General features: G+C 45.9%; 16 protein-coding genes. 13 read left to right on the top strand and 3 right to left on the bottom strand.

Features of this window, described 5'->3' with window-relative positions:
• The first annotated feature begins 86 nt into the window (after nucleotides 1-86).
• The 3 genes from Nant_RS08145 to Nant_RS08135 all read left to right on the top strand — a co-directional run bounded on the left by Nant_RS08145 (nucleotide 87) and on the right by Nant_RS08135 (nucleotide 3,418).
• Nucleotides 87-1,175 carry an endonuclease/exonuclease/phosphatase family protein gene (locus tag Nant_RS08145; protein ID WP_054341146.1) on the top strand — a complete coding sequence of 363 codons (1,089 nt, stop codon included), beginning with the start codon at nucleotides 87-89 and terminating at the stop codon, nucleotides 1,173-1,175.
• A gap of 113 nt (nucleotides 1,176-1,288) precedes the next feature.
• Nucleotides 1,289-2,071 carry a M90 family metallopeptidase gene (locus Nant_RS08140; RefSeq protein ID WP_054341145.1) on the top strand — a complete coding sequence of 261 codons (783 nt, stop codon included), beginning with the start codon at nucleotides 1,289-1,291 and terminating at the stop codon, nucleotides 2,069-2,071.
• A gap of 189 nt (nucleotides 2,072-2,260) precedes the next feature.
• On the top strand, nucleotides 2,261-3,418 hold the full coding sequence (locus tag Nant_RS08135) for a response regulator (RefSeq protein WP_054341144.1): 1,158 nt from the start codon (nucleotides 2,261-2,263) through the stop codon (nucleotides 3,416-3,418).
• A 27-nt stretch (nucleotides 3,419-3,445) separates the two neighbouring features.
• Here the strand turns inward: Nant_RS08135 and Nant_RS08130 are convergent, their stop codons facing one another.
• Entirely contained in the window at nucleotides 3,446-4,753 is a 1,308-nt protein-coding gene (locus Nant_RS08130; protein ID WP_054341143.1) for a mechanosensitive ion channel family protein, read from the bottom strand.
• A 138-nt stretch (nucleotides 4,754-4,891) separates the two neighbouring features.
• Here Nant_RS08130 and Nant_RS08125 point away from each other — a divergent pair, with 138 nt between their 5' ends.
• Nucleotides 4,892-5,383 carry a hypothetical protein gene (locus tag Nant_RS08125; protein WP_076496076.1) on the top strand — a complete coding sequence of 164 codons (492 nt, stop codon included), beginning with the start codon at nucleotides 4,892-4,894 and terminating at the stop codon, nucleotides 5,381-5,383.
• A 29-nt stretch (nucleotides 5,384-5,412) separates the two neighbouring features.
• Here the strand turns inward: Nant_RS08125 and Nant_RS08120 are convergent, their stop codons facing one another.
• Nucleotides 5,413-6,696, bottom strand: coding sequence for a glycosyltransferase (locus Nant_RS08120; RefSeq protein WP_054341142.1), 1,284 nt, complete (start codon nucleotides 6,694-6,696; stop codon nucleotides 5,413-5,415).
• Nucleotides 6,697-7,023: 327 nt separating this feature from the next.
• On the opposite strand from Nant_RS08120, the gene Nant_RS08115 reads away from it, so the two are divergent.
• The 8 genes from Nant_RS08115 to Nant_RS08080 all read left to right on the top strand — a co-directional run bounded on the left by Nant_RS08115 (nucleotide 7,024) and on the right by Nant_RS08080 (nucleotide 15,591).
• Nucleotides 7,024-8,817: an acyl-CoA dehydrogenase C-terminal domain-containing protein gene (locus Nant_RS08115; RefSeq protein WP_054341141.1), complete on the top strand. Its 1,794-nt coding sequence runs from the start codon at nucleotides 7,024-7,026 to the stop codon at nucleotides 8,815-8,817.
• A 180-nt stretch (nucleotides 8,818-8,997) separates the two neighbouring features.
• Complete coding sequence (locus tag Nant_RS08110) at nucleotides 8,998-9,315, top strand: SCP2 sterol-binding domain-containing protein (protein WP_054341240.1); 318 nt, start codon at nucleotides 8,998-9,000, stop codon at nucleotides 9,313-9,315.
• Between the two features lie 192 nt (nucleotides 9,316-9,507).
• Nucleotides 9,508-11,157: an AMP-binding protein gene (locus Nant_RS08105; protein ID WP_054341140.1), complete on the top strand. Its 1,650-nt coding sequence runs from the start codon at nucleotides 9,508-9,510 to the stop codon at nucleotides 11,155-11,157.
• A gap of 24 nt (nucleotides 11,158-11,181) precedes the next feature.
• Nucleotides 11,182-11,808, top strand: a complete 627-nt coding sequence (locus Nant_RS08100; RefSeq protein WP_076496077.1) for a DUF2889 domain-containing protein — start codon at nucleotides 11,182-11,184, stop codon at nucleotides 11,806-11,808.
• Nucleotides 11,809-11,812: 4 nt separating this feature from the next.
• On the top strand, nucleotides 11,813-12,850 hold the full coding sequence (locus Nant_RS08095; protein ID WP_054341139.1) for an NAD(P)H-dependent flavin oxidoreductase: 1,038 nt from the start codon (nucleotides 11,813-11,815) through the stop codon (nucleotides 12,848-12,850).
• 2 nt (nucleotides 12,851-12,852) lie between these two features.
• Nucleotides 12,853-13,617 (top strand): enoyl-CoA hydratase, encoded by a 765-nt coding sequence (locus tag Nant_RS08090; protein WP_054341138.1) that lies wholly within the window; start codon nucleotides 12,853-12,855, stop codon nucleotides 13,615-13,617.
• 295 nt (nucleotides 13,618-13,912) lie between these two features.
• Nucleotides 13,913-14,665 carry an electron transfer flavoprotein subunit beta/FixA family protein gene (locus tag Nant_RS08085; RefSeq protein ID WP_054341137.1) on the top strand — a complete coding sequence of 251 codons (753 nt, stop codon included), beginning with the start codon at nucleotides 13,913-13,915 and terminating at the stop codon, nucleotides 14,663-14,665.
• Nucleotides 14,662-15,591, top strand: coding sequence for an electron transfer flavoprotein subunit alpha/FixB family protein (locus Nant_RS08080; RefSeq protein WP_054341136.1), 930 nt, complete (start codon nucleotides 14,662-14,664; stop codon nucleotides 15,589-15,591). The genes Nant_RS08085 and Nant_RS08080 overlap by 4 nt, the downstream gene beginning before the upstream one ends.
• 97 nt (nucleotides 15,592-15,688) lie before the next feature.
• Here Nant_RS08080 and Nant_RS08075 read toward each other — a convergent pair whose 3' ends face one another.
• Nucleotides 15,689-16,276, bottom strand: a complete 588-nt coding sequence (locus Nant_RS08075; protein WP_054341135.1) for a DUF502 domain-containing protein — start codon at nucleotides 16,274-16,276, stop codon at nucleotides 15,689-15,691.
• 431 nt (nucleotides 16,277-16,707) lie between these two features.
• Between Nant_RS08075 and fadB the strand changes: the two genes are divergently transcribed.
• Nucleotides 16,708-18,864: a fatty acid oxidation complex subunit alpha FadB gene (gene fadB, locus Nant_RS08070; RefSeq protein ID WP_054341134.1), complete on the top strand. Its 2,157-nt coding sequence runs from the start codon at nucleotides 16,708-16,710 to the stop codon at nucleotides 18,862-18,864.

Here is an 18,864-nt window from a genome sequence, read left to right as displayed (position 1 = left end):
ACGCTGGTTTCGACGTTAGGCGATAAGATCAGCCTCCGTGAATTGGGTTAATAATGTAATATTAACCCTACAACATCAGGTCCGGTATGTTACCAATACTCGAATTTTTCACACTGTTGACGCTATTGGTTACCTTGCTGCCTTTATCGCGACATTCGCATTGGATTATCAGGGGGATGGATTTTCCCCGTTTGCAGTTCGCCATCTTTTCAGCCGTTTTGTTGATAGCTCATTTTCTTTTTCTTGATACTCAAATGGTTATCTCTCGGGCGCTGATCTTCGCTACGTTTTTATGTTTACTTTGGCAGGTGTGGTGGATATTACCTTATACTTTTTTATGGCCCAGGGAGGTTGAAGCTTCCAGTGATAATCATGCTGATAAACAACTCAGCATTCTCACATCTAATGTACTTACACCCAACCGTAATGCTGATGCATTAATTGAGTTAGTTAAAAAGCATCAACCGGATATTTTAGTCACACTTGAATCCGATCAATGGTGGGAAGATAAACTCAAGGTGTTAGAAGATGACATGCCATACAGCATAAAATGCCCCCTCGACAACCTTTATGGTATGCATGTTTTTTCACGATTACCTTTAGGCGAGCAGGAGATCTGCTATTTTGTTGAAAAAGGTGTTCCATCGATTCATGCAACAGTAGCGTTGCGAACAGGCGATAAAGTGCGAGCGCATTTTCTGCATCCAGCCCCGCCAAGTCCAACAGAAAACGCTGAATCAGCAGAACGGGACGCGGAGCTAGTGATAGTGGCCCGAAGTGTGGCCGAAAGTGACCAGCCTGTGATAGTAACCGGCGACCTTAATGATGTCGCATGGTCTGCGACTACTCGATTATTTCGTAAAATCAGTGGCTTGCTAGACCCGCGTGTGGGGCGGGGAGTCTTTAATACCTTCCACGTAGATTATTCGCTTGTGCGTTGGCCTTTAGATCATTTGTTCCACAGTCAGCATTTTACGTTACAGGATATTCAACGTTTATCTTCGATTGGGTCGGATCACTTTCCTCTACTGACCAGGCTCTCGTTTACACCGTATCAAGCGGCTAACCAAAAAGGTATAGAGGCGAGTGCTCATGAATATGAGTGGGCAAACGAGATATCTGAAAAACAGAAGGTGAGTAAAAATGATGTACCAACGCCAGGCGAGACATCATAAACCTCCAATGCTTTTTACACGCCGCTTCGCTCTGTTTCGGTAGCTCCGCCTCCGTATTACGTGTTAAGTATCAGAGGTGTTTCTTGTGATGTTAAATGTGCTCTGGACTAAAAATGTTTAAGCAGCTTAGTGACTGGTTGGAAAGCCGGCACGTTAAAAAAATGGGCCTTAGCGCTGCACAATGGGAATCTGCTATTGCCGACTGGCCAGTAATGAATCGCTATCAGGGGGCTGAACGCGACGCACTTCGCGCTATGGCTTTTCGTTTTCTCGTGCGTAAAAATTTCACTTCCGGCGGTGAATTTAAATTTACAGATGCAATGTGCCTGAAACTCGCCACCATGGCCTGCGTTCCCGTCCTCCATCTTGGCTTGGACTGGTATGATCACTGGTCTACCTTGATTATCTACGAAGGTGATTTTGTTCCCAGCCGCCCCTATCACAGTGATGATGGTGTCGTTCATTCAAAAGGTCCTGGTTTGAGTGGTGAAGCGTGGCTTCGGGGGCCGGTGATTTTATCGTGGCAATCGGTTTGCGCAACCGGCGCGCATATGCGTCACGGTAAGGCCAGTAATGTGGTGATTCACGAGTTGGCGCACAAGCTTGATATGTTGCGTGATGGTGCCAACGGTGCGCCGCCGATGCACCCGGATATGCGAGCGGGCGAATGGCACGATATTTTTACGGTGACGTGGCAGCAGTTGCAGAAAGACTGGAAACATCACCGGCCGTTGCCGCTCGATGACTATGCACTGACCAGTCCGGCAGAGTTCTTTGCGGTGTGCAGTGAGACTTTTTTCGAGGCGCCAGAAAGTATGAAAGAAAGGATGCCAGAGGTCTATCGATTGCTGTGCCAGTTTTATCGTCAGCAGCCCGATAAACCGCGCAGTGTCTAATTTTCTTGATTATTATGCTTTGCCTGATAGCATTTAAAATTATCTCAACTAAGCTGTTATATTGTATCCGGGTTTCAGTGAGTTAAAGTAAAAATTTTAACCTCGGTATGGTCATGAATAAGAGGTGATTAACTTATGGAAGAATATTTTTTCCAGCCAACAGAATGCTCTGAGAGGCTGAGGTAACTGATGGGGAGTCCGCACCGCTTTTCAGTTTTGCTAGTGACTGATAATGCTGAAGAAATCAAGTCTGTAAGCAATATGATTAAGCGTCAATTCCCGTTTTTCTTCATTGTGAAAACAGAAGAAGATGCCCTCAAGATGATTCTTGAGAAAAATATTGATGTCCTGTTAATGGGTTTGAATTCGTTACAAGAGAACGAGGTGTTTTATTTGCACCTTCTTAGTACGAAAAAACATATTGAAAAAATCATCTACCGCAAGATAGTATTATGTAGTCGTGATGAATTGCGTGAAGCTTTTAAAATTTGTAATAAAGATGTTTTTGACGACTATTTTGTTATTCGCCCGCTCTATGACCCTTTCCATATTCTGATCCGTCTACGTTTTATTCGCCAAGTCCGCGATAATCAAGCACCTAATCCGATGAGCAATCTTTCCATCAATGATTTGAGCAACTACTTTGATCAGGTAGCTAATTGCCAGGACTCATTGGATGACCTGAACAAAGAAAGCTTTGAAAAGCTTCTGGGTATTGTGTCTTCCTCAATGAAACAGATGAAGAATCAGATCGTACAAAATCGCACGCTCACCGATAACCATAAGCAAGAAATAGGCAGTTTGATTGATACTCACACTGAAAAACACCTAATCAAACAAGTGTCAGAGCATCAAAGTACTTCAAATGCGTCGGCTCACGACGTTGTAAAAGATATTGCCGATATTGCGGTGCTGAAAAAAGAGCGCCTGCAGCACCCTGAAACCTCGTCTATAGACAATAATAGTAATATTCTGATTCTGGAAGATGACATAACCAGTCGAGATGATATTAAATTAAATTTAGAGTCAGCGGGTTATCACGCTCAGACATCCGGTAGTGCAATGCATGCCATAAAAATGATGCAAACATGGAAGCCAGATATTGTTCTGATAGATCTGACACTACCGGATATGAGCCCGTTGTTTGTTATCAGTAGTATTAAAAATGACCCTGACATGAGCCATACTCGTATTATAGTACTGGCGAAAGCAGGTGATAAAGATAATGCGCAAGAATCTATGAAAATGGGGGTGAATGAGATCATGCGTAAACCCCTTGATCGCGATATGTTGATCTATAAAATCAAATATAATATTAAAGCGATAGCCGATGCCGGACAGCATTAAAACTCCGTTAAAAACAGAGCTTTTTTCTCAATCTCCCCCGTCCTGAAGAATACGCACTTCGCGTTGTGGGAATGGGATTTCGAAGCCGTTGTCTCGCATGGCTTCAAAGATCGCTAATAAAAGGTCACCACCGACTCGGTTTTGGCCATCATCAATACCTTCCATCCAAAATTCTACAAACATGTTGACGCCTGAGTCCCCAAAGCTGGCTATTTCACAGTCAGGACGCTCTTCTATCGGAATGTGATTACCGCTGATTACTTGAGGATGAATGGAAACTGTTTCCTTAATGATCTCCACCAAATTACGGATATCAGTGTGGTAGGCAACCGAAAAATCAACACGGTAGCGTTGCTTTTTATTCTTATGTGTCCAGTTGGTAAACGTAGACGCAATAAACTTCTCATTAGGTACCATGATGTCTTTGCCATCAAAGGTTTCTAATGTGGTTGAGCGTAAGTTGAGTTCACGTACGATGCCGCTTTTTCCGTCTTCCATTTCGACGTAGTCGCCCAGTGATAGCGAGCGGTCAAGCAGAATGATGACACCTGAAATAAAATTGGAGGCTATGGACTGTAACCCGAAGCCTAAACCTACACCCAGAGCGCCGCCAAAAACGGCTAAGGCTGTTAGGTTAATGTCCATTACTTGTAATAAAAGCAGGAACACAATGACATAGACGGCCACTTCAAAGATCTTTGCTGCTAGCTCTTTGGTACGAAAATCTAAATTTGCCTGACGGCGGATGATCTCTTTTCCTGTGTTGTTAGATGCCCGTCCCATCCAAAAGAGTAGGGTGCCAAATAAGGCCACGCGTAAAACACCAAAGGCGGTAACGTTAATATTCCCTAATGTAATCGAGATTGATTCAAGTACAAGAATAACATGATCCAGAAGACCGGTCAGATGCAGAAATAATATCGGTAACCCTATGATTTTGAGAAAACGCCCTGCCGTTTTATTCTTAATAAAATCGGTTATAACCGAATTAAACAATAACAAGAGCGCCACCGTTAGCGCTGTTTCTAATAGCCAACCTTCTTTTAACGCTGTTTGGCCTAAATCAACCGACATTCGGAGTAGTAAAATAGCCAATAAAGGGAAGAGTGTATTCCCAAACTTGAATAAGAGAACTCGGTGTGGCAGGGCGTTTATTGGATCAGGTGTTTCACCTAAAACAGAAAAATATCGGCGGAACCTGTTAGCTATAAAATACGCTGCGGCGTAAACAGTTAAAATAATACCCAGCTGGATATAAGTTTCAGGCTTGGTCAGAACGCCAATTATTTGCTGACTATAGTCTGTAATTAGGTCTTGAAGATATTTAGGAGACATACGTTATTTCTCTGTATTACAGTAGTCATATGTCGATTATTGGTATAAACCGGCCAGAAAGCAACTGGATTGATTTGCGCAGATGATCGAAAATTAAAATGATATATTCACCGTTAAATGATGACATCAGGAGATGATATGACTCAGTACATACGCGGCACATGTTGCTTTATGAAAGTGTTCGTTTTTCTTTTGCTAGGGAATAGTTTTACCGTATATGCAGAAACTCCGCAGGAGCGCGTGCATCATATGTCGCATTATGTCATGCCGTTTGATATGGAAAGCACACTGCACATTTTCAAGATGACAGAGAGGGGAGGCGTGCAGCGGGTGATTGCTAAACAGGAGGGTGCCACTGATCAGGTAGCCATGATTCAGCAACACCTTAAACATGAGGTAGAGCGTTTTCAGCGGGGTGATTACTCTGATCCTGCTATGTTACATGGTGCAGATATGCCAGGGCTTAAAGAGCTTGGGGCCGGATCCTCGAATATAAAGGTATCGTATACGGCGTTAGCGATAGGGGCCGAGATCAATTTCGATACATCGGATCCTCGTTTGCTTACAGCCATTCATCGCTGGTTCGGCGCACAGTTATCTGAGCATGGTAGTGATGCCAGGGCAGAATAGGCAAATCTTTACTTCTTCTCCCTGATATTTCAAATACTGGTGATGTGTTTGTTTTTGGCTTCTATCCACTGTGCCATATATTTTGTACTTTTATGATGATGGTGGCGCAGCATCTGGCCAGTGAAGTTTGCCCTGCGATGCGCGTCTCGTTGCGATTGGCTGAGTAAGGGCAGTATTTTCTCCAGAAGAGACGCTTGAATATCGTGCTGATTAAACCGCTTTTGTAACAGTTGATGGCCCGTTACTTGTGCAGTTTGCCAGACGGATTTGTTTTCATATAACACAGTGGCAGCATCGGCGAAGCCTTGTGGATTGTCAGACCATGCACCTCCCCAGTCCTGTTGATTAGCTGTCATTCCCTCGATGCCAATGGATGTTGTGACTGACGGCGTGCCATTTCTCATGGCATCAACAAGCTTGCCTTTTATCCCGGCACCAAAGCGCAGGGGAGCCAGTAATAGTCGTGAATTCTGCAGAACCTGATGAGCATCATCCACCCAGCCTTTGACTAAAAATCCTTCTTTAGCATTGTGCAATGCCGTGGCCTTGGGTGGCGGGTAAGCGCCGTAAATATGCAGCTCTGCCTTCGGTAATTGCTGCTTTATTAGCGGCCAAAGCTGTTGCTTTAACCAGAGTACCGCATCCCAGTTAGGCGCATGGCGAAAATTGCCGATGCTGATAAAGTGTTGGCGGTCTTCAAATGAGGGTGTCGCGGTCTCTTCGTCTGGCAGCATAAAGGGGCAGTGAGTCAGCTGACTAACAGGGACGTTAAAATGCTCAGTTAATAGCTGTATTTCAAGATCGGAAATCATCAACGTCAGATCACATCGATAGATAGATGCAATTTCTCGCTGAGCCAGGTCCGTATCGGCCATGCGGTGGTAAAGCGTCGGTAACGATGATAGTGCTGCGATGTTTAATTGTTCGTCACGCAATTGCTGCTTGATCAGCTGATGTCGTGCTTCTCGCAGGCTATGTAAATCTTCTGTGTCTAGCAGGCGTACTGCATTCGGGCAGCATTGCTCAACCCGCCAGCCAAACTGCTCCTCCATCATAAAGCGATCAAATAAAACGATATCTGGCTGTAATTGACTGATCCAGTTATCGAAACTTGATGAGTTTAGCTCAATTTCTACTTCATCTACGCCCAACGCGCAAAGATCTGCCCGATGTTCGCTTAAAGCGGCAGGGCTGGCAAAAGTGACATGCCAGTGCTGAGCGAGAAATAGTTTGATGAAAGAGAGCATGTGGTATCCCGCCGCCGAAGAGTGGGGTTCGGGCCAGACATAACCGATAATCAGTAATTTTTTCATAGGGTATCGTTTAACAAAATAGTTGAGCCGGGGCTTTATTATTAAAAATGTATTGTGAAGCTGAAGTGAGCCTACTTTAAACTAAATTAATGACTGTCAGTCAGATTTAAAGAGATGAGTGAATTATTTTGTCATATTACTGCGGTGCACAATACTAGCGTTAATGCTTGTTTTTAACATAATGGCATTATTTGTTAGTGATATTGGCATCTTTTGTTATTGGTGCAGGGAAGGTTTTCGTCCATTCTTATTGAAAATCTGCAACCGATGCTTGCCCGCAGTATTGTGTTTTTCGGGCGTATAAAGATAAGAACTAAGGAATTGACCATGCCAGAATACAAAGCGCCTTTACGTGAAATACAGTTCGTAATGAATGAAGTGCTAGAGTCTGAAAAACACTACGCCAGCCTACCGGGTTGCGAAGATGCAACGCCTGATATGATCAGTGCAATTATCGAAGAAGGCGCTAAGTTTGCAGAGCGTGTACTGGCACCACTGAATCAGATAGGTGATCAGGAAGGGTGCCTGTTTAATGAGGGCGAGGTCAAAACACCGACTGGTTTTAAAGAAGCATACCAGCAATACGTTGATGGCGGATGGCCCTCACTGTCTCATGACCCCGCGCATGGAGGACAGGGCTTACCTGAGTCAATCGGCACTATCATCAGCGAAATGGTGGGTACTGCCAACTGGTCCTGGAGTATGTATCCGGGGTTGAGTCATGGCGCTATGAACACACTCAGTGAGCACGGTACAGATGAACAGAAAGAAACGTACCTGACTAAACTGGTGAGTGGTGAATGGACCGGTACTATGTGCCTGACCGAATCTCATTGTGGTACGGATCTGGGTTTGTTGCGCACGAAAGCTGAACCGCAGACCGATGGTAGCTATAAAATTTCCGGCACCAAAATTTTCATCTCTGCCGGTGAGCATGATATGGCAGATAACATCATTCATATCGTCCTGGCACGTCTGCCGGATGCACCTGCCGGTACGAAAGGTATTTCATTGTTTATCGTGCCTAAGTTTATGCCTGAAGGTGAGGGTGTTGGCGCGCGTAATGGCGTGGCGTGTGGCTCCATTGAACATAAAATGGGTATCCACGGTAATGCTACCTGCGTCATGAATTTTGATGCTGCCAGCGGTTATTTGATAGGCCCGCCAAATAAAGGTTTGAACTGCATGTTTACCTTTATGAACACCGCACGTTTGGGCACGGCATTACAGGGTTTAGCGCATGCTGAATGGGCTTTCCAGAATTCATTGCCTTATGCAAAAGATCGTCTGCAGATGCGTTCGTTAACTGGCGCTAAAAACGCTGAAGGCCCGGCCGACCCGATTATTGTTCATCCGGCCGTACGTAACATGTTGCTCACGCAGAAAGCATTTTCAGAAGGTGGACGTGCACTGATTTATTTCTGTGCGCAGCTGGCCGACAAAGTAAAACTCGCCAGTGCTGAAGAGAAAACAGAAGCGGATGCATTGCTGGCATTTTTAACACCGATTGCTAAAGCATTTTTAACTGAGACTGGTTTGGAATCAGCGAATCACGGTGTACAGGTTTATGGTGGTCACGGATTTATCGCGGAATGGGGTATGGAGCAAAATGTACGTGATGCGCGTATCTCAACCCTCTATGAAGGCACTACTCAGATTCAGGCGTTAGATTTGTTAGGTCGTAAAGTCTTGATGTCACAAGGTGAGTCATTAAAAGGCTTTACAAAAATAGTGCATAAGTTTTGCAAAGAAAACGCAGATAATGATGCCATGAAGCCTTTTGTTAAGCCATTGATTGGACTTAATAAAGAGTGGGGCGAGTTGACTATGACACTCGGCATGAAAGCGATGCAGGATCGTGAAGAAGTCGGTGCGGCGGCGGTCGATTATCTGATGTACTCTGGTTATGTCACGCTGGCTTACTTTTGGGCGCGTATGGCGCAGCAGGCACAGATTGCTCTTGATGAGGGAAGTGCGGAAGAAGCCTTCTACAAAGCTAAACTGAGCACCGCACGATTTTACTTTGCACGTCTATTGCCACGGACGCGTGCGCATGCAGAAATTATGCAATCAGGTGCCGCTAACTTAATGGAACTGGATCCGGAAAATTTCATCTTTTAAGAGAGCGTTGTTATTGTGCGGATGCTAGCAGAGTCAATTTTAAAGTACCGGGCAGGCCGTTGGCTTGCTCAACAGTTTTTAAAGTATAAAGCTAAGCGTTATCAGGCAACAAGTAGCCTGAAAAGAAACCATCACGCGTCGCTTGAATCAAATAAGCGTTATCCAGCAGAGGGAAATACTATGTCAGATCTGAGTAAAATTTTTGAAGAGATGAAAACGCGTTTTAACAGTGCAGCGGCAGCGGGTCTGGATGTTGTGTTTCAGTATCAGATTGATGATGGTGAGCCGTACCATGTGACCGTAACAGAAGGCAGCTGTGAAGTAGGTCAGGGCGAGCATGATGAGCCTTCAGTTACCTTGTCGATGGATAGCGAAACATTAAAGGAAGTGGTATCCGGTGAAACCGATGGTATGCAGGCATTTATGACCGGACGTATTCGTGCCGATGGCGACATTATGCTGGCGACACGTCTGACAGCGCTTTTCCCTGTTGCCTAAGATTTCCTACTGTCGTGCTATATAGATAGACGAGCCGGCTATGTATAGGTGAGTTATATACATTAGTTACATAGCTGTGCTGGTCTTTTTTAAAGACTAAGGCTTACAACAAATAAGCTCTATTTGTGAAAATACAGTGGTGATCGGACGCTACTCCGCCTACCCATAACAATAAAATACAGGTGGCAGTTTATGAGTGATGCACGTGGGACATGGATCCCGGAAGAGTTGAATCCAGAAGGCTACAAAACAATACTTGATGTGGTCGCCAGTGTCTGCCAGCGTTATGCCGAGCGGCCTGCCTTTACCAGTTTTGGCCGAACACTAACGTATGGCGAGTTGGATCGTTTGTCCGATGCGTTTGCGGTGTATATTCAAGAAGAAACAGACTTGCAGCCCGGTGACAGGCTCGCCATTCAGTTACCCAATTTAATTCAATACCCGATTGTACTGTTTGGTGCTTTACGTGCCGGACTCGTGGTAGTGAATACCAATCCACTTTATACACCGCGTGAACTCGAACATCAGTTTAATGACTCAGGTGCGAAAGCGCTGGTGATTCACGCCAGTATGGCGCACAACGCTGAAAAAATTATCGATAAAACCCAGATTAAGCATATCTTCGTCACTCAGGTAGGAGATCTGCATGGTTTTATTAAGCGGACGCTGCTGAATACTGCCATTAAATATATTAAAAAAATGGAACCCGATTATAACTTGCCCATGGAGATTGCTTTACGGGCGGCGTTACTCAGCCGTGTAGGTAGAAAGCCGACGCCTGTTCCTGTGCAAACAAAAGATGTAGCTGTGCTGCAGTACACCGGAGGAACAACGGGTGTCTCCAAGGGTGCGATTTTGACCCACGGTAATCTTGTATCAAATATGCTGCAGGGTCGTGAGTTGATTAGCCGGGGCGATAGTCATTGGGCTGATACCGCCATATCACCGCTGCCGCTTTATCATATTTATGCTTTTACCCTGTCTCAGGTTGTTATGGAAACCGGCGGACACAGTGTACTGATCGCTAATCCTCGCGACATCCCGGGTTTTGTTAAAGAGATGAAGCGTTGGAATATGACTAGCTTTATGGGGCTCAACACTTTGTTCGTCGCCTTGTGCAATAACGATGACTTTAAAACGTTGGATTTCGGTCAGTTAAAAGTGACGATTTCCGGCGGTATGGCGCTTACGAATGCGGCGGCTGATCAGTGGAAAACAGTCACTGGTTGCGAGATTATGGAAGGTTATGGATTAACAGAAACGTCGCCGGCCGTCGCGATTAATCCACCGGGAAATGTCTGTATTGGCACCATTGGCTGGCCATTAAAGGCAACTGATGTGCGTATAATTGATACTTACGGGGCGGCAGCGCCTGCTGGCGTGGTAGGTGAACTATGCGTAAAAGGCCCGCAGGTTATGCAGGGCTACTGGCAGCGTGAACGTGAGACTAAAGCCAGCTTTACCGACGATGGCTATCTGATCACCGGGGATATAGCGGTTCGCGACGAAGATGGGCGTTTACGTATTGTCGATCGCGCTAAAGACTTGATTATTGTCTCGGGTTTTAATGTATACCCGAATGAAATTGAGGATGTGGTGACGTCCCATCCCGATGTGATTGAGTGTGCAGCCATCGGCGTGAAAGATGAACGAAGCGGTGAAGTACCCAAGTTGTTTGTGGTACGTAAAGATCCTTTATTAACAGAAAAGACAGTGATCAAGTGGTGCAAAGAAAACCTGACCAATTACAAAATTCCTAAATCGGTCATCTTCGTTGATGATCTACCTAAGTCCAATGTGGGTAAAGTATTACGTCGTATGCTTAAAAACGATGGTGAGTAGCATCATCTGAATGGAGAATCAGTAATGTCATTGTCTAAACCTGTGCGGCGTAAACATGCACACCGCCGTACGGTTATTTGTAACGGCTATGAGCGTGAAGATGGTTTGTGGGATATAGAAGCGCAGATGACCGACGTCAAAGCGGATAGCGTAGATAATCTTGAACGCGGTGGTTACGTGGCGGCCGGGGAGGTTTATCATGATATGAAGCTGCGTTTTACACTGGATAATACGTTCTTAATTCATCATGTTGAAGCGGCCATTGAGGAGTCTCCATTTAACATGTGCCCCGGTGCGGTACATGTATTTAAGCGGTTGGAAGGCACGCGAATAGGGCCCGGCTGGCAACGTAAAGCCAAAGAATTAGTCGGTGGAGCGCAGGGCTGCACGCATCTGCATGAGTTGCTACCCGTATTGGCGACGACTGCCATTCAGAGTTTATGGCCTAGTATGGACGAGGACGTAATGGATGCTGGTGCTAAAGTGATGTTGAATACGTGCCGTACCTGGGCGCAGGATAGCGATGTTATTAAGCGCTATCTGCCTGAGTTGTATAAAGAGTCATCTAATCACGAATCGCCTAACCTTGATTCTTCTTGTCTTGAACTCTCTAAGTCTGAGCCTTCATCCCCCCTATCTTTTCAGGAGTAACCCTATGAGTCTGCCTGCTTTACTACAAGGACGTTTAACCTTGCCCTTGATTTCTGCTCCCATGTTTCTGGTATCCGGTCCTGATTTGGTTATCGAGGCCTGCAAGGCGGGTATTGTTGGTACTTTTCCTGCATTGAATCAGCGTAGCAGTGAAGCATTCGAAGCATGGCTGGTGCAGATAAAACAGGCACTGCAAACGTTTGAAGCAGACACAGGGAAGCAAGCCGCGCCGTTTGGCGTGAACTTGATTGTACATAAAACCAATCCGCGTTTGCAGGCAGATCTGGAAATTTGTAAGCGTCATCAGGTGCCTCTGATTATTACCTCATTAGGCGCGGTGCCTGATGTCGTCGAAACAGTACATGGCTACGGTGGACTGGTCTTTCATGATGTGGCCACGGTTCGCCATGCGCAAAAAGCAGCAGAAGCGGGCGTTGATGGTCTGATTGCCGTGTGTGCGGGTGCGGGTGGGCATGCCGGTATTCTTAGCCCCTTTGCGTTAGTTAGTGAAATTCGCCAGTTCTACCATGGAACCGTTATCTTGTCGGGGTGTTTATCAACCGGACGGGATATAGCTACAGCGCAGATGCTAGGGGCTGATTTAGCCTATATGGGCACGCGCTTTATTAATACGCAGGAGAGTAAAGCGGTTGCAGACTATCAGCAAATGATTGTGGATAGCAGTGCATCAGATATTACCTATACGCCGGAGATCTCAGGTATTCCTGCTAACTTTTTGAAGAAGAGCTTAGCGGTGGCCGGGCTTGATCCTAATACCGGTAAAGCGATAACCGAAGAGGTGGCTGATTCTCAAAAATCAGGCAGCAAAGAATTGAATTTGGGTGAAGAACTCACGGCACCAAAAGACGGCGCCTCCGCCTGGAAAAGCATCTGGTCGGCAGGGCAGGGTGTTGGATCTGTTCATGATGTGCCGAGCGTTGCTGCGCTGGTGGCAACGCTCCACGAAGAGTATGTGAGTGCCACTATTGAATACGCTCAACTGAGCCGCGAATACGCATTGAAAATACAAGGTGGATTTTAAACATGAACCAGACAAAACATGTGCTTCAGCAGCAGGATGGAGCAATCTTGCTGCTCACGATTAATCGCCCTGAAAAGAAAAATGCATTAACGCTGGATATGTATCAGGCACTGATTGATGGTCTGACCCTGGCAGAACAGGATGACACTATCCGTGTTGTATTGCTCTCTGGCCATGCCGATTGCTTTACCTCAGGTAATGATATTCAGGATTTTATGGCCGCCGCGTCTCAGCCTGATAAAGCCGCGTTACCATTGAAGTTTCTACAGACAATATCGACGTTTAGTAAACCTGTGATTGCTGTGGTAGCGGGGGACGCCGTGGGTATTGGTACGTCGATGCTGCTGCATTGTGATCTGGTTTTTTGTAAGCATGATGCCCGCTTTCAACTACCTTTTGCCCGCTTGGGTTTAGTGCCGGAAGGTGGCACCAGCTTGCTTCTGCCGCAACAGTTAGGGCATCGTTTGGCGTTTGAATTATTAGTCATGGGTAATCGAATTGATGGCGTGCGTGCAGCAGAACTAGGTTTAGTTAATAGTGCATCGGACGATCCTCTGGGGGATGCAAAAAAAGCCGCCCAGCAACTTTCCAGCATGCCACCGCAGGCTGTAAAGCTGAGTAAAAAAATGATGAAGAGTCATCAGCAGGCGCTATTACAAACGGTGTTGCTGGATGAGGTTGCACAGTTTAAAGAGCGTTTAAGTTCGGCAGAGGCGAAGGAAGCCTTCACTGCATTTTTGGAAAAGCGCCCGCCGGTGTTTAACTAACGACGGGTTGTTTGCGAAGCTTCACAGAATTTATCTGGCTTTTCTGCAACTAAAGTCATCGCTAAGAAGCAATACACAGGTTTTATTGACGTTTACGTTAAGGTAAAATTAGTGCCTGCTGATAATCTACGTTATCTACCCTCTTGTATTTACGGGGTGTTTTGCGAGAATGGATTTAATCGTTAATAAAACAGATGTTTCTTGTTATTGTAGCTTGGCGGTTAAAAGCTATTATTGACCCATACGTAAGGTCTGACGTTCAGACCATCAAAAGAACAACAAAAGCGAGGCTTGTATGAAGATACTTGTCGCTGTAAAACGCGTTATTGACTACAACGTCAAAGTACGTGTTAAAGCGGATAAAACGAATGTGGATTTGGCTAATGTAAAAATGGCCATGAACCCGTTCTGTGAAATTGCAGTAGAAGAAGCCGTCCGCCTGAAAGAGAAAGGTGTTGCGAGTGAAATCATCGTTATTTCGATTGGCGCTAAACAGTGTCAGGAACAGATTCGTACGGCGTTAGCGTTAGGTGCAGACCGTGGGATTCATATCGAAACGGAAGGCACACCGGATTCTCTGAGCGTTGCAAAACTGCTGGCGAAAGTGGTTGCAGAAGAACAGCCAGGTCTGGTTATCCTGGGTAAGCAGGCGATCGATTCTGATAACAATCAGACCGGCCAAATGCTTGCTGCATTGTTGGATCGTCCACAGGCGACGTTTGCTTCAGAAGTGGTAGTTGCCGCTGATAAGGTTAGTGTTAAGCGTGAAATCGATGGCGGTTTACAAACGATTGAAGTGGATCTTCCAGCGATTATTACCGCGGATCTGCGCTTAAATGAGCCGCGTTACGCTTCTTTACCCAATATTATGAAAGCCAAGAGAAAGCCGCTGGATGTAAAAACGCCAGAAGAGCTGGGTGTCGTTTTGAGTAACAACATTACATTGGTTAGCGTTGAACCACCTGCAGATCGTAAGGCCGGTATTAAAGTGAGCTCTGTTGCTGAGCTGGTCGATAAACTGAAGAATGAAGCGAAGGTACTGTCATGAGTATTTTAGTTCTCGCAGAACATGATAATCAGGTATTAAAACCGGCCACATTAAATACTGTTGCTGCTGCTGCACAAGTCGGTGGTGATATCGATATTCTAGTGGTCGGTAGCGGTTGTCAGGCAGTCGCTGAACAAGCGGCCAAAGTCGCCGGTGTGCGCAGTGTACGTGTGGCTGACAATGCAGTTTACGAACATCATCTGGCAGAAAACACCAGCAAGCTGATGGTCTCTATCGCTGAAGGTTATACACACATTTTTGCCTCATCAACGTCGGATGGTAAAAATATTCTGCCACGTGTTGCTGCCTTATTAGATGTTAACCAGTTGTCAGATATCTCTGCTGTTATCAGTGCAGATACTTTCCAACGTCTTATTTATGCAGGTAATGCGATTGCGACGGTGAAGTCTGCTGATGCTTTCAAAGTAGCGACTGTGCGTGGTACGGCGTTCGATCCTGTGGCAGCTGAGGGTGGCAATGCAAGCATTGATGCTATCGCAGAAGTAATTGCATCAGATAACTCACGCTTCGTAAGCGCTGAACTGGTGAAGTCTGACCGTCCTGAGCTGACTGCCGCCTCGATCGTTGTATCGGGTGGCCGTGGTATGGGTAACGGTGAGAACTTCGGGCTGCTTTATACGTTGGCTGATAAGCTGGGTGCGGCTGTGGGCGCATCGCGGGCAGCAGTCGATGCAGGTTTTGTAGCGAATGATATGCAGGTAGGCCAGACCGGTAAAGTGGTTGCGCCTGATCTGTATATTGCTGTTGGTATTTCTGGTGCGATTCAGCATCTGGCCGGTATGAAAGATTCTAAAATCATTGTTGCGATTAACAAAGACGAAGAAGCACCGATTTTCCAGGTGGCTGATTATGGTCTGGTTGCTGATCTGTTCGACGTGGTTCCTGAATTGGAAGCGGCGCTGTAAAGATTTTGTTTCGCTAGCGTGTTTGATGACGCTATTCAGTGATAATAAAAGGGCTGCTCTATGCAGCCCTTTTTCGTGTGAGTGTAAGGGGCCGCGATTATGATTTTTTCTTGGCTTTTACGCCGGCGGTAATTGCCATCCTCATGGCTGCTTCAACGCTGACATCTAGTGGAGTTAAGCGATCCTGTTCCACATAGACGGTAAATCCGCCTATCTGATAACTCATGGGTAAATAGACACCCACTTTATTGCCTTCTTTGAATAGTTGCCGTCCTGCGGCGGCTCCTGTCACGAACCCTATCAGATTGATATCGTTACCCATGTCGATTAATACGGCACTGCGTAAGTCATCCTTTTTATCCGTGATATTAAAGACCGTCACTATGTCTTGAATCGTGCTGTAAACCGATTTTACCACCGGGATTCTTTCGAGCAGATGATCGACTAATTTTACCAGGTAGCGAATACCGTACAGATTCACCAGTATGCCGACTAATACTAAGGCGAGGATACTGGCAAGAATACCCAGACCCGGGAAATAAAAACGCAGGGAAATAAGCGAAAGCAACAATGGTTTGGCGAGTGCCTCCATAAATGAAAAAAGCCAATAGATAAAATAAACAGTCAGTCCTAGCGGCAGAACAGCAATAAGGCCCTGCCAAATAAATGTAAAAATCCGGTTCATCTGTCATGTTTCCCAGTAGGTGTGCACCCGTATATTGTAATACGCTTAGGTGTGTATGTTATCTGCATTGGTTGATCTTTGTACGTATTTCGCTGCAGTGCGGTATAGCAGGCTCTGTGGTGCTTACCCCATGCTTATCAGATTAGTTATCCACAGGCTTTGGGGGTAACTCTTAACAAGAAGCGTTTTCAGTGCGACGGCGGCCTTATACGCTCAATAGTAGACAGATGCAGACAGAGTTGAATCAAATTGTTACTTATCAGAGTCATGGTGCTGCCCGTGTGACGGGGGTATATTGCTTAATGAAGTGTATCGTTAGCGATGCTGATTGAAACTGTCATTGTATCAATACCGCTTCAGGATAGACTGATAGAACTTAGCGACATAAGTCACAAAATAACAGTGTATAACCTGGCGTATGGAGTCATCCGATGTTAATGGAAGGTCAAGCAATCCGCGTGCTGGCAGTTGAAGAGGGTATCTATGAGGTAGTGTTCGATCTCAAAAATGAGGCCGTCAACACACTCAGCCAACTAGCTATGCAAGAACTGCGTGAAGCAGTTAGTAAATTACAGGCAACCGTCGGCGTTACCGGCGTTATTTTTAGCAGTGCCAAAGATAGTTTTATTGTTGGGGCTGATATTACCGAATTTAGTCAGATGTTCGATCATGATGAAGAGACCATTGTGGCGAATTTAACTCGTCTGCAAGGCTTGTTCAGCGAGATTGAAGATCTGCCATTTCCAACAGTTACTGCGATCAATGGTATTGCGCTGGGAGGTGGTTTTGAACTGTCACTGGCGACTGATTACCGTGTGATGGGCGATACCGCGAAAGTGGGTTTGCCTGAAGTGAAACTGGGCATCTATCCTGGCTGGGGTGGTACGGTACGTTTACCTCGCCTGATCGGTATAGATAATGCAAACGAGTGGATCTGTGCCGGTGCGGAAAAACGCCCTGCTGATGCGCTTAAAGATGGTGCAGTGGATGCCGTGGTTGCTACGGCTCAGGTGCGCAGTGCCGCGATTGATTTAGTAAAACAGTGTATTGCCGGTAAGTTTGATTATCAGGCGCGCCGTGACGAGAAAAAAACACCGGTTAAGTTGAATGCTATTGAACAGATGATGGCTTTTGAAACGGCTAAGGGTCTGATCGGAGCAAAAGCCGGGCCGCATTATCCTGCGCCTATGCAGGTCCTCAAAACAATCCAGAAATCGTGCAACATGAATCGCGAACAGGCGATGGAAGTTGAAGCGAAAAATTTCGTTAAGCTGGCAAAAAACGAGGTAGCCCGCGCGTTAGTAGGTCTGTTTCTGAAAGATCAGTATGTTAAAAAAGTCAGTAAAAAATATGAAGCTCAGGGCTCGCCGGTAACACAGGCAGCGGTTCTGGGTGCTGGTATTATGGGTGGCGGTGTTGCTTATCAGTCAGCAGTGAAAGGTACGCCCATTTTCATGAAAGATATCAATGTAGGTGCGTTACAACTGGGACTTGATGAAGCGAATAAGTTGCTGGGTAAGCAGTTACAGCGTGGTCGCTTAGATGCAGCTAAAATGGCGAAGACAATTAACCGTATTACACCTACCTTGAGCTACGGTGATTTCAACCGTGTGGACTTGGTAGTTGAGGCGGTTGTCGAAAATATTAATGTTAAAAAAGCAGTGCTGGCAGAAGTAGAAGCGCACATGCCTGACGATGCGATTCTTACATCGAACACCTCGACTATCTCGATTACTGAACTTGCCAAATCGCTAAAACGCCCGGAAAACTTCTGCGGTATGCACTTTTTCAACCCCGTTGCGTTAATGCCATTAGTCGAAGTTATTCGCGGTGAAAAAAGCAGCGAAGCGGCCATTGCCCGCACAGTGTCTTATGCTAAAGCGATGGGTAAAACACCGATTGTTGTTAATGACTGCCCTGGCTTCCTGATTAACCGTATTCTGTTTCCTTATTTTGGCGGTTTCTCTGCTTTATTGACGGATGGTGCTGATTTCCGCCAGATCGATAAAGTGATGGAAGGTTTCGGCTGGCCTATGGGTCCTGCTTACTTGCTGGATGTGGTGGGTATTGATACGGCATACCATGCTGATGCGGTGATGGCAGAAGGCTTCCCGGATCGTATGCAGCATGATGGCGAGAACGCAATTGATCGTATGTTTGCGCTGGAACGTTTTGGACAGAAGAACAATAAAGGTTTCTATCAATACGAAATGGATCGTAAGGGTAAGCCGAAGAAAATGGCAGATAACGAGGTCTTCAGTTTGCTTTCCGGCGTGCTGGGAGAGTCTCGTGAATTCTCTGATGAAGAGATTATTGCCCGTATGATGATCCCGTTGTGTATTGAAACTGTGCGTTGTTTAGAAGATGGCATTGTTGCTTCAGCAGCAGAAGCGGATATGGGTCTGATCTACGGTATCGGTTTCCCTCCTTTTCGTGGAGGCGCTTTGTATTACTTAGATCAGATGGGGTTGGCTGCGTTCTGTGAGCTGGCTGCGAAATATGAAAACCTTGGTGGTTTGTATCAACCCACTGAGCGTATGAAGAAAATGGCCGCAGCGGGCGAAACCTATTTTGGCGGGGAGATATAA

The sequence above is a fragment of the Neptunomonas antarctica genome, assembly GCF_001305295.1.
Taxonomy (GTDB): domain Bacteria; phylum Pseudomonadota; class Gammaproteobacteria; order Pseudomonadales; family Balneatricaceae; genus Neptunomonas; species Neptunomonas antarctica.
The sequence above is the reverse complement of the archived record's forward strand: the minus strand, read 5'-3'. Positions and strand labels throughout refer to the sequence as shown.